General features: G+C 34.9%; 12 protein-coding genes and 1 pseudogene. 1 reads left to right on the top strand and 12 read right to left on the bottom strand.

All coding sequences use genetic code 11. The features are described 5' to 3' along the window. The first annotated feature begins 329 nt into the window (after positions 1–329). Positions 330–1,004, top strand: a complete 675-nt coding sequence (locus ACP7AQ_RS01215; RefSeq protein ID WP_426094084.1) for a hypothetical protein — start codon at positions 330–332, stop codon at positions 1,002–1,004. Positions 1,005–1,085: 81 nt separating this feature from the next. Here ACP7AQ_RS01215 and ACP7AQ_RS01220 read toward each other — a convergent pair whose 3' ends face one another. The 12 genes and pseudogenes from ACP7AQ_RS01220 to ACP7AQ_RS01275 form a co-directional block, all read right to left on the bottom strand. Then, positions 1,086–2,069, bottom strand: coding sequence for a Gfo/Idh/MocA family protein (locus ACP7AQ_RS01220; protein ID WP_426094085.1), 984 nt, complete (start codon positions 2,067–2,069; stop codon positions 1,086–1,088). A 141-nt stretch (positions 2,070–2,210) separates the two neighbouring features. Beyond that, positions 2,211–2,927 (bottom strand): DsbA family oxidoreductase, encoded by a 717-nt coding sequence (locus ACP7AQ_RS01225; protein ID WP_426094086.1) that lies wholly within the window; start codon positions 2,925–2,927, stop codon positions 2,211–2,213. Between the two features lie 195 nt (positions 2,928–3,122). Continuing rightward, the gene (locus ACP7AQ_RS01230) at positions 3,123–4,493 is read right to left on the bottom strand and encodes an NADH-quinone oxidoreductase subunit N (protein WP_426094087.1); all 1,371 of its coding nucleotides are present in this window, start codon (positions 4,491–4,493) and stop codon (positions 3,123–3,125) included. Between the two features lie 69 nt (positions 4,494–4,562). Then, positions 4,563–4,931: a four helix bundle protein gene (locus ACP7AQ_RS01235; RefSeq protein WP_417995569.1), complete on the bottom strand. Its 369-nt coding sequence runs from the start codon at positions 4,929–4,931 to the stop codon at positions 4,563–4,565. 51 nt (positions 4,932–4,982) lie between these two features. Further along, positions 4,983–6,422, bottom strand: a complete 1,440-nt coding sequence (locus tag ACP7AQ_RS01240; RefSeq protein ID WP_426094088.1) for a complex I subunit 4 family protein — start codon at positions 6,420–6,422, stop codon at positions 4,983–4,985. Between the two features lie 108 nt (positions 6,423–6,530). Further along, positions 6,531–8,414 carry an NADH-quinone oxidoreductase subunit L gene (gene nuoL, locus ACP7AQ_RS01245; RefSeq protein ID WP_426094089.1) on the bottom strand — a complete coding sequence of 628 codons (1,884 nt, stop codon included), beginning with the start codon at positions 8,412–8,414 and terminating at the stop codon, positions 6,531–6,533. Positions 8,415–8,420: 6 nt separating this feature from the next. Next, the gene (gene nuoK / locus ACP7AQ_RS01250) at positions 8,421–8,741 is read right to left on the bottom strand and encodes an NADH-quinone oxidoreductase subunit NuoK (RefSeq protein WP_066079401.1); all 321 of its coding nucleotides are present in this window, start codon (positions 8,739–8,741) and stop codon (positions 8,421–8,423) included. A gap of 1 nt (position 8,742) precedes the next feature. Then, complete coding sequence (locus ACP7AQ_RS01255; protein WP_426062655.1) at positions 8,743–9,255, bottom strand: NADH-quinone oxidoreductase subunit J family protein; 513 nt, start codon at positions 9,253–9,255, stop codon at positions 8,743–8,745. Then, positions 9,255–9,800, bottom strand: coding sequence for a NuoI/complex I 23 kDa subunit family protein (locus tag ACP7AQ_RS01260; RefSeq protein WP_426094090.1), 546 nt, complete (start codon positions 9,798–9,800; stop codon positions 9,255–9,257). Before ACP7AQ_RS01260 ends, ACP7AQ_RS01255 begins: the two co-directional genes overlap by 1 nt. A gap of 134 nt (positions 9,801–9,934) precedes the next feature. Then, the gene (nuoH, locus tag ACP7AQ_RS01265) at positions 9,935–10,987 is read right to left on the bottom strand and encodes an NADH-quinone oxidoreductase subunit NuoH (protein ID WP_426062653.1); all 1,053 of its coding nucleotides are present in this window, start codon (positions 10,985–10,987) and stop codon (positions 9,935–9,937) included. After that, positions 10,980–12,029, bottom strand: coding sequence for a 2Fe-2S iron-sulfur cluster-binding protein (locus ACP7AQ_RS01270; protein WP_426062652.1), 1,050 nt, complete (start codon positions 12,027–12,029; stop codon positions 10,980–10,982). Before ACP7AQ_RS01270 ends, nuoH begins: the two co-directional genes overlap by 8 nt. A gap of 56 nt (positions 12,030–12,085) precedes the next feature. Beyond that, positions 12,086–12,409: pseudogene (locus ACP7AQ_RS01275) on the bottom strand (four helix bundle protein); the annotation flags it as partial. Between the last annotated feature and the right edge of the window lies 1 nt (position 12,410).

Here is a 12,410-nt window from a genome sequence, read left to right on the forward strand (position 1 = left end):
ATTTTCAATAAGGTCCTTATTCCCATAAATGATTGCGTGTTTATTAGCATTATAAAAATGCTAAAAGCACAAGAAAAAGTATTTAGCAAATCTGGAATTATTGTAAAAACTCCTAATAAAAGCTTTTTTATAAAAATATTTTTTATTTTTTTTAAATAGCAAATAATTGATAATAAGTTAATTATGCATTTACAATCCATTCTTTACTTAAAATCACCAAACTACTCTGCTACTCTTTGGCATGCTACTTGAATATCTCTTACCAAATAAGTTCAAAAAAGCGAAAGCCGAAAAGCTAAAGAGTAGGCAAAATTCAAAATAGATGTATCATGAAAAAAATTACCTTTTTAGTTGCTAGTATCTTCGTATTTGGAGGTAATGTAGCGACAGCCACAGAAAAAATCGATTTTTCTGTAGAAAGAAGATCACTTGTAGATTTTAGAGATGCCCACCCGATCGTGTTCACAGAAAGAGGAATTGAGTTCTTCGTGTTTCCTGACGGACAATTTGATTTTAATACACGTCCTTCAAATAGCTCAAATGACGATATGTATTATAAAATGGGTAAAAAAAATGGTTTTAATACAACGTACGGTGCAACCTCAAATAGCAGGAACGGAAATTATGGCGTACAAGTAGAACACGACAATTCGGGCAGGGTAAGACGTATTGGAAATGTGTTTATTAACTATGACTCAAATGATAGAATAAAACGAGTAGGTTCTGTCTACATGACTTACAACCGTTATGCGTTGGAACGAGTAGGTGGCTTACAAATTATTTACAACCGTCGTGGTCAAATTGTTGATATGGTTGGAACTGTAAAAGGTGACAGAGGATATCAATATGCCCAAAACAACATTTACGACAACGATTATGATTATGATCATAACCAAAACTCCAATGATCAAGAGCACTACTATTATAAAAACAATGGTACGAAAGTCAAAGTTGAAGACACTAAAGTATCCACTAATACTGCAATTGTAATAAACAGAAGATGATTGCTTGGTTTTGATGATTGGTTTGACAAATCCCGTTGGTATTCGTATCAGCGGGTTTTTTGTTTGAACAATTGAGAACTACTAAATATTCCCAATAATCTTGTCCATAACCCAACTTGTGTGGGATCCTGTTAAACCTGTGGAAGGATGCTTACTATTTCCCAAAAGGTCTTCTCGAATTTGCGTTACATGGTACAACTGAATATTCTCAGGATGTTCAATAAATAATTTCGTTTGCCCCAGTTCATTAGAAAGCAGTATCGGTTCATTTTCAAATACAGAAAACGTTATTTTTCCTTTGCTTCCATAAATCTCCACTTTATCTTCCCGTTCATAGCAACCAAAATTCCAACTTCCAGAACCCGTAATTCCAGAATCATGAACCCAGCACGCAGTCACTGCATCTTTAGCAGAATACAATCCCTGCTGATTGAGACTAATCCCTGAAACCTCTTTTATATTTCCTAAAAAATGAATAAACAAATCCAGCCCATGACTCGCTAAATCATCAAAATAACCGCCTGTAGCAATAGCGGCATCGGTTCGCCAATTATAATCTCCGGATACATCTGTAGAATTTGCGGGTTTACTCAAGTGCCATCTTATATGTTTGATTGCACCAATGCTTTTGGCATTAAGCCACATTTTAATTTGCTGAAAACGAGGTAGCGTACGCCTATAATACGCTACAAACAAAGGAATGTTTTTGTCTGCAAAAGCATTATAAATTGCAAGACTTTCTTGGTAATTTGGAGCTAAAGGTTTTTCGATACAGCATATTTTTCCGGCTGCTGCCACCTTGAGTCCGTACAATTTATGGACATCAGGAGGTGTGGCAATGTAAATTGCATCAATCTCAGGATCATTAATTAGATCATCGGCATTGCTATAAAACTTACTTATTCCGTGTCTTTTAGCATAATCAGCAGCTTTATCGGCATCTCTTCGCATTACTGCCACTACTTCAAAACCTTCCGTTTTTTGATACGCGGGGCCACTTTTCACTTCAGTAACATCGCCACATCCCAATATTCCCCAACGGATTACTTTAGTACTTACACTCATAATTACCGATCTTTCATTACTTTCCCCGATTAAATGCTATTGCAAATGTTTAGCAATATATTAAAACCACTAATAAATTAAGTTTTATAAAGCCGTAAATCTATACGACACCTAATTTATTAATGGTTTGTAGTGTTATTTTTAATCACATCCATCGATTCCACAGCTGTCTCCATCAGTAGCATTCAACAAAGTAACCTTAGAATCAAATTTACCTTCTTCCCATACTTTTTCAAGTGTTTTCACAAATGTTTCCACATGTTGCGCACCTGAAACTGCATATTTATTATCGAAAACAAAAAAGGGAACTCCTTGAACACCTATAGATTGCGCTTCTTCAATATCCTGTTGCACTTCATTTGCGTAAGCATCAGAATTTAGCACTTCCTCAATAGCTTCTGCATTCAGCCCTGCTTCCAGTCCTAACGTTTTCAAAGTATTTAAATCATTAACGTTCTTTCCATCGGTCAAATACGCTTTGAACAGTATTTCTTCTAAATTATCCGCCAGATTGTGTTTTTTAGCTAAATGCAAAAGTCGGTGTGCATTCAAAGAATTTGCTAAAATAGATTTTTCAAAATGAAAATCCAATCCTGAATTTTTAGCATTTTCGGTCATACTATCCAGCATATTTTGAGCCCAATCACTATCCTTTCTATATTTTTCTGCTAAATGCTCTACCATATTGTCCTCATGAGACGCTATAAAACCAGCGTCTAACTGAAAACTTTTCCATTCAATTTCAACAGCATCTTTATGTTCAAAAAGAGCTAATGCTCCTTCTATTCTCCTTTTTCCTATATAACAATACGGACACATAATATCCGACCAAATTTGTATTTTTAATGTATTTCCCATGATCTTAAATTTAGTAAATGATTAAATATTTGTATATACAAATTTACTCAATTCAGTTTTGAAATTTTTGGGTTTTAGCATAAAATTATAGATACCTGAATAGTAAATATTTATTTGAATCACGAACACGCTTTTAAACCAAAAAAACCATCAAAATTGCTCTTGATGGTTTTCTTAATATTTTTAAGCTTCGGTTTATGTTAATAAATCCAACACTAAAGAAGGGAATAAACCTAATGCGATATTCAACACAATCGCAATAACAGCAACGGCATAAATAATAACTGGCGTTCCTTTTCGCTCTTCGTTTGGTTCTTTGGTGTACATCGCCATAATCAATTTGAAGTAGTATCCAACGCTTATAATGGAATTTACCACCGCCACTATTACTAAAGCTAAATAACCCGCTTGAATCGTTTGATTGAATAAAACCAGCTTAGCAAAGAATCCGGCAAAAATTGGAATACCAGCCATAGAAAGTAAAGCTGCCGTAAGAATGGCCGCTAACAAAGGATTGGTTTTTCCTAAACCGTGGAAATTCACAATATCTTCGTTATCTCTATTTTTACAAACGTACAAAATCACACTAAAAGCAGCGATTCCAGATAAAGAATACGCGGAAGCATAATACAACAAACTTCCTGCGGACGTAGATAAACTTAATAAAGTCATCAACATAAAACCGGCGTGGGAAACCCCTGAAAAAGCTAACATACGTTTTACATTTGTTTGTCTCAACGCCATAATATTACCAACAGTCATGGAAGCCATAGAAATCACGACCACAATGATTTTGAATGACTCAGAGATATCCGCATTCATTACTGACAGTAATTTGTACAAAGTCGCCATCGCAACTACTTTAGCCAAAGTACTCATCAAAGCGGTTGTCAACGCTGGCGAACCTTCGTAGACGTCCGGTGCCCAGAAATGAAATGGAACTGCCGCCACTTTAAACAACATCCCTATTGTTACCAATACAATCCCTATTGGGAACCAAATTGGCAATTCAGCTGATTGTGATAATTCGCTGATTTCAGTAACGTCAAAACTTCCCATGGCTCCGTAAATTAAACAAATACCAAAAAGAATAATTCCTGATGCAAAAGATCCCATTAAGAAATACTTCATTCCCGCTTCGTTACTTTTTAAATTCATACGATCACTTGCCGCTAGGATATAAAGTGCAATTGATAATACTTCTATTCCTAAAAAGAACATCGCTAAGTTTCCAAAAGAAACCATCGCCACCGCTCCTGCCAACAAAAATATTTTTATGGCAATAAAGTCAGAAATTTTAGATTGGTGATTTTCATAAAAATTATGTCCTAAAGCCACCAAGAAAATGGTAAGCACAATAAACAATGATGAAAAAGTACTTGAAAATTTACTCACAACAATCATGTTGTTGTAGTAGCTTTCAGTTGAATTAAATTCAGATATGATTAAACCCAACACTCCTACTAATCCAATGATCGTTATAGGCACAATGGCTTTCCTTAAATTAAATATTTCAAATAAAAGGCATAAAACACCTAATCCTATTATAGCTATTAATGTATTCATTTTTTGATTGTTTGATTTAGGATTTACGAATTAGGATTTAAAACCCGACTAATTCTTTATATCTGAAATCTAATTTTTTATATTATTTTTCTCTTTTATTGTTCTTATTCCTGCTGAGAAGATTGCTACCAATTCATCAGCTTCTTTTATTAATTTTTCAAGCTCAACTTTATCACATTCTATTTCTAATCCTTTTATAAATTCTAACCAAAATAAACTTTCATCAGCTTCTTCATCTACTACTTTTAATTTATTTAAAAAATCAGCAGTCGATTTACCTCTACAAACTGCTCTATAATTAGCAGCAACTGATGAAGATGATTTAAAAAGCTGGTATGAAACTACATCGACAGCTTTAGTTTTATTTAACCTCATTAAGAATTTAAAAACATCCAATGCAAATTGCTTCGTCCTATTTTTTAATTGTTCTTTAGTCATGGTTAAAATCTTCCTAGTTACTCATCCAACAAAAATCTCAAATCTCAAATGCTAATTTCTATTGATAACTTTGAGGATTTCTTCCAGACTTGGGGTAATCAAATCGGTAATTGGCTTTGGATACATCCCGAAAAAGAATAAAACACCAATTATTAGTACCAAAGTTATTCCTTCGCTGATAGTTACATCAGCAAAAACTTTCGAATTGGTTTCTCCCAACATCGCATGTTGAAACATTTTCAACATATAATACGCTCCTAAAATTATGGTTGTTCCTCCTAAAACAGCAAACCAAATATTAATTTGCAAAAGACTGTATAAAACGGTGAATTCACCAATAAAGTTAAAGGTAGTTGGTAAGGCAACCGATGCCAAAACCAAAATTAAAAACATCGAAGTAAATTTTGGTGCTTGAGAACGAATACCACCCATTTCAGCAATGGCTCTGGTTTCGTATCTTCTAAAAATAATTTCGGCAACGTAAAACAACCCAACAACTACAAATCCGTGTGCGATCATCTGTAAAACCGCGCCACGCAAACCGTCTAATGTCAATGTGTACGTTCCGGCTGCGATTAAGCCTACGTGTGCCAAAGAAGAGTACGCTAATAGTTTCTTTAAGTCTTTTTGTTTCAATGCTACGATAGAACCATAGATCACACCTGCAATTCCAAGTCCGATGAAAATATACATGTACTCCTTAGCTGCCAAAGGCGCTAATGGCAATTGCCAACGAATAACACTGTACAATCCCATTTTTAGCATGATACCAGACAACATCATCGTACCAGCGGTTGGGGCTTTTTGGTACACATTTGCTTGCCACGTATGGAACGGAATTAACGGAATTTTAATCGCATATGCTAAGAAGAAAGCCAGGAATATCCATAATTGCTCGGTTGCTGATAAGTTCAATTTGTATAAATCTTCTAATAAAAGACTACCCGCTTTTTGATACATATAAATAAAAGCTACCAACATAAATAATGAACCTGCAAGCGTATAGATAAAGAATTTAACTACCGCTTTTTTGCGTTCTTCTGTATCTCCATTACCCCAAATTAAAGCTATGAAGTAAATTGGAATAAGAGATAATTCCCAAAAAACGTAATAAAGCAAACCATCTGATGCCAAGAATGTTCCTGCCATTGCAAACGACATAAACAAGATTAACGCATAAAATGATTTTGAATTTTTATATTGATTTCCAAAAGAAGAAAATATAATTAGTGGAGTCAAAACTGTGGTCAATAAAAGCATCGCCATCGATAATCCGTCTGCTTTAAGAGCAAAAGAAATATTTGGTTGCGTGATCCACTGATTGATGAAACTTATATTTTCACCTAAATTATAGTGATTTAATAATACAAAAGAAGCGCCTGCAGCAGCTAACCCAAAGAACAAGGCAACTTTTGAAGCCAATTTATCGCCTACAAGAAACGTTGCAAACGCACCAACCAAAAGTATAATTAATATTAGAGATACATTCATTTGTAATTTTTTATTGTTTTTTAAAGGTCAAATGTAAGAGACTTTTAAAAGATAATTTATTTGAAAATTGAAATTTTGGTTTTAAAAAATCTATTTTATGTTATATGATTATTGAGCTAAAAATAAATAAGAAACGATGGCACAAAGCCCTAATACGAAAACAAAAAGATAAAGACCAATGCTTCCATTTTGTATTTTCTTCCCTTGGTAACCTATTTCGTTGGTAACTTTTCCTAATCCAAAAACCAACGCTGACAAGCCTGTTTCTGTAGTATCTCTGAAAAAACGAGACAAGAAATTAATCGGTTTAACAAAAATAGCATTATAAAATTCATCAACATAATATTTATTGTACAGCACTTTAGAAAATCCTGTGATGGCAGTATCTTCAGTTGGAACTGTATTTTGTTTGATGTATTTGGCGTAAGCAATGCCAATTCCTATTAATCCGCCAGCAACAGCGATTGCCATCAAAACATATTCTGTAGTTCCCAAATGGTGTTCTGCGGTTGCTAGTTTTGGTAAAATAGGAATCAAATACTCGTTCAACCAACTGTTTCCAGGCAAACTAATCAAACCACCAATAGTTGCTAAAATTGCTAAAACAATCAAAGGAATGGTAATCAAAGAAGGACTTTCGTGCAAATGGTGTTTTTGTTCTGCGGTTCCTCTAAATTCTTGGAAGAACGTTAAGAACATTAAACGGAACATATAAAAAGCGGTCATGATAGAGGCAACCGAAGCAACGACCCATAACGGAATATTATTATGGAAAGCCACTAATAAAATTTCGTCTTTCGAGAAAAAACCAGAGAATAATGGAACTCCTGAAATTGCTAAAGAAGCAATCAGCATCGTTGCAAACGTAATTGGCATCGCTTTTTTCAAGCCACCCATTTTACGCATATCTTGTTCTCCATGCAAAGCGTGAATCACAGAACCCGAACCTAAGAACAAACAAGCTTTGAAGAAAGCATGCGTAATTACATGGAAAACCGCCACTTCGTAAGCACCTAAGCCTAAAGCTAAGAACATTAATCCCAATTGAGAAACGGTAGAATAAGCTAATACTTTTTTGATATCATTTTGAACCAAACCAATGGTGGCAGCAACTAAAGCGGTAACGGCTCCAACTATAGCAATTATTGATTGGACATCTGGAGTCAAATCAAACAAGAAATTTAATCTGGTAATCATAAAAATCCCTGCAGTTACCATCGTAGCCGCGTGAATCAATGCTGAAACCGGTGTTGGACCTGCCATCGCATCCGGCAACCAAGTATACAAAGGAATTTGTGCCGATTTACCACAAGCACCTATGAATAAAGCGAAAGCAGCAATAGAAAGCCAATACATATCAAGATCAGTTGCAGTGACAATAGCCGTTTTTAAAGTAGCATAATCTAAAGTTGAGAATAAATTACCAAGAATAAAAATCCCAATTAACAAACCTAAATCACCAATACGGTTCATGATGAAAGCTTTCTTGGCAGCATCATTGTACTCTTGGTTTTTATGCCAAAAACCAATTAATAGATACGAACAAAGACCTACGCCTTCCCAACCGATGAACATCACTAATAAATTACTTCCTATTACTAAGGTTATCATGAAGAAGATAAACAGATTCAAATAGGCAAAAAACTTGTGCATATTTTCGTCATCGTGCATATAACTAATCGAATATAAATGAATCAAAGAACCAATTCCGGTGACGAAAAGCAACCACAAAATTGACAATTGGTCCAATTGAAATCCAAAATCAACTTTGAAATTGCTGATTTGGATCCAGTCAAAAAGTGAAATACGAATTCCTTCTGGTTGAGCAGCTATTCCCCCAAAGAAATAAACAGTTGCGACAAAAGAAACCAAAACTGAAAGTGTTCCGATTATTCCAGAAAGTGATTTTCCAAGGCTTTTACCAAAGAAAACATTGATTAAAAATCCTAAAAAAGGAGCAAGAACTAAAACTAAAGCTATATTGGTATTCATTTCCATTTATCCTTTTAAGTTTTTTAAATTATCGATTGTAATTGACCCTAAATTTCTAAAAATAGAAACTAGAATCGCCAATCCTACCGCAACTTCTGCTGCAGCAACGGCCATGGAGAAAAACACAAAAACTTGTCCCTGCGCATCTTGATGATAGGTCGAAAATGCTACAAACAATAAGTTTACTGCGTTAAGCATAATTTCAATCGACATAAATACGATTATAGCATTTCGTCTGTACAACACCCCAAAAACGCCAATACAAAAAAGTATTACGCTTAGGAATATATAGTTTTCAATACCGATGTGGTTTAAAATATTGTTCATCTTATTTTTGCAATTTTTCTTTTTTAGACAATAATACCGTTCCAATCATAGCAACCAAAAGTAATATAGAAGCAAATTCAAACGGAACCATATATTCATTCAGCAGTATTTTACCCAATACTTTTATCGATTGATAATCTTCACCGGTAGTAACATATTCTCCTACAATAGGTTTTGAGTTGATGAAAATGGCAATCAAAACCAGACAAATCAAGCAAAAAGAAACAATAGCTCCTAATCGCGTAATTCTAGGTCGGTGCACTTCTCTTTCCTCATTTAAATTCATTAACATGATGGTGAATAAAAACAAGATCATAATCGCTCCTGAGTAGACAATAACGTGAACTATCGCCAAGAATTGAGCGTTCAACAATAAATAATGACCCGCAATCGAAAAGAAACAAATCACTAAATAAATAGCGCTGTGAATCGGATTTTTGCTAAAAATTGTCAAAAATGCCGTTGCTAAAGTGATAGCAGCCAACACACAAAATATAATAAGTACTGTAGACATTAGTTAGCGTTTTTAAGTTGAGCATTTTTCATTGCGATATCTAATGGCATGACCAATTTGTCTTTTCCAAAAATAAAATCTTCTCTTTTATAACTGGATGGAACCAATACTTTAGAAGTCGTCAGGTAAATAGCGTCTTTCGGACAAGCCTCTTCACACAAACCACAGAAAATACAACGCAACATATTAATCTCATATATCGACGCATATTTTTCTTCTCGATACAAATGTTTTTCGTCGGCTCTACGCTCTTCCGCTTTCATCGTGATGGCTTCAGCAGGACAGGACAATGCACACAAACCACAAGCCGTACAGTTTTCACGACCTTGCTCATCGCGTTTCAACTGGTGTTGACCACGGTAAACCGGACTCATTTCACGAACTTGCTCCGGATATTGAATCGTTACTTTTCTGGTAAATAAATGCTGAATCGTAATTATCAAACCTTTGACAATCGCAACAAGATACATTCTTTCCCAAAAAGTCATCTCCTTATTAGAGACCAGCTTTTTTCTTCCCGATAAGGATATACTTTCTATTGACATTTTTTATTTTTATTTGAAGCTTAATCCTGCTATTCGTTTCAATCTTTTATCCTGAACTTGTTTCAGAATCCTGAAACAAGTTCAGGATAAAAGGATTTCCACTGCTATCAGGGCTAGGGCTTTTTCGGTACTAATTAAAATCCTAAATAAGTAGCAATTTCTGCTCTCAAAATCACAATTCCGGTGATGATAATATTAATGATCGCCAATGGAATTAGTATCCTCCAACCCAAATGCATCAATTGATCGTATCTGAATCTTGGAATAGTCCAACGAACCCACATATAGAAAAATATGAATCCACACAATTTGATAAACAAAGCAACAAATCCTAAAATATTGGCAATATTTACACCCCAATTTTCAACAACCCAGCTCATTCCAGGATAATTATAACCTCCAAAGAATAAAACCGCTAAAATTGTAGAGGAAATAAACATATTTGCATATTCAGCAAATAAATAAAATCCCATTTTCATTGATGAATATTCGGTGTGGTATCCTCCAATAAGTTCCGTTTCGCATTCCGCTAAGTCAAAAGGAGTTCTGTTTGATTCTGCAAAAGCACAAATTAAAAATATAATAAAAGATAACGGTTGGTAAAACACATTCCAATTCATTCCTGCTTGCTGTTCAGAGATCTCTCTTAAACTCAACGTTCCGGTCATCATAAGCAATGCGATTATGGACAATCCCATGGCAATTTCATACGATACCATTTGCGAAGCAGCACGAACGGCACCAATCAATGAAAATTTATTGTTCGACGCCCAACCACCAATCATAATACCGTAAACACCCACTGAAACAACACCAAAAAAGTATAACAATCCAATATTTAAATCCGTGGCCTGCAATAAAATATCTCTTCCAAACAAATGCAGCCTGTCTCCCCAAGGAATTACGGCGCTGGTCATTAAAGCGGTACTCATAGCAATTGCCGGACCTACAAAAAACAAAAATCGGTTTGGCGTGTTCGGTTCAAATTCTTCTTTCGAAAATAATTTTAAACCATCGGCAAGCGGTTGAAACAATCCAAAAGGACCAGCTCTGTTGGGTCCAACACGATCTTGCAGCCAAGCGGCAACTTTTCGTTCAGCCCAAGTGGAGTACATTGCCATCAACATTGTCAAAGCAAAAACTGCAACAATAATGACACTTTTTTCTATGATAATTGTACTATCCATTATTACCCAAGCTTTTTTGATTAATAATGTCTTCTTCAGTCAATGGAATTTCCGCCATGCTTATTTTCTTGCGGTCTTCTTCTCTACCTAAAAGGATATGATCTTCGGTAGCGATTTCTACTTTTTGTAATTTTCTGTTGTATTTATTTTGGTTGATCACCGAGTCTTTTTCGAATGCTCTTGGTCCTTCAATCGTCCAATCTGCAATCTCTTTGTGATCAAAACGACATCCATTACAAATAAATTCATCTACTTCATGGTACTCGTCTTTTCTTCCGGTAACTCGTTGAATTTCGTCACCAAACATCCAAACGGTAGTTTTTCCAGAACAAGTCGGGCAATTTCTGTGTGCATTATAAGGCTTACTGAACCAAACTCTAGATTTAAATCTAAACGTTTTATCCGTCAATGCGCCTACCGGACAAACATCAATCATATTTCCGGAGAACTCATTATCGACCGCTTTAGAAATACAAGTTGATATATTCGAATGATCGCCTCTATCCATTACTCCGTGCACCCGATCGTCGGTTAATTGATCTGCCACCATTACACATCGGTAACAAAGAATACAACGATTCATGTGCAATTGAATATTTGGACCAATGTTTTCAGGTTCAAATGTTCTTTTTTCTTCTATAAAACGCGTTTCTGATTTCCCGTGTTCAAAGCTTAAATTTTGCAAATCACATTCCCCAGCTTGGTCACAAACGGGACAATCTAAAGGATGATTGATCAATAAAAACTCTGTTACTGATTTTCTGGCTTCGGTTACTCTTGGTGAAGATTTACTGTTCACTTCCATTCCGTCCATACAACCGGTGACACAAGATGCCATTAATTTAGGCATTGGTCTTGGGTCGGCTTCACTTCCTTTTGCAACTTCCACTAAACAGCAACGGCATTTTCCACCGCTCCCTTTTAGTTTAGAATAATAGCACATTGCTGGCGGAACTACCTCTCCACCTATCATACGTGCTGCCTGCAGGATTGTGGTTCCTGGTTCTACTTCTATGCTTTGACCGTCTATGGTTACTTTCATGTTTAAAGTCTTAACGTCTTAAAGTCAAATGTCTTAATGCCGAATACATTTCGACTTTATTTCTTTTGACTATCATTTAAATATTTTATAAATCCACTTAATAATTTTGATATATCCGAAACATTTAAATATAATTCATCGAATTCTATCTTTGAAATATAGTTTAAATCTAATGCTAAATATAATTGCGACCTTACTTCGGCAGCTGATGCTTTTGATACATATAAAAAATAAACAAACTCTTTATCTGTATTCCTTTCAAAACCTTCAGCAATATTTGAAGAAATTGAAATTGATGCTCTTCTAATTTGTCTAACTAAATCAAAATCTTTTTTAAAAATTGTATTCTCTGTTATTTCATAAATCCTTTTATTAAATAAT

It is taken from the genome of Flavobacterium sp. DSR2-3-3 (genome assembly GCF_049896585.1).
Taxonomy (GTDB): Bacteria; Bacteroidota; Bacteroidia; order Flavobacteriales; family Flavobacteriaceae; genus Flavobacterium.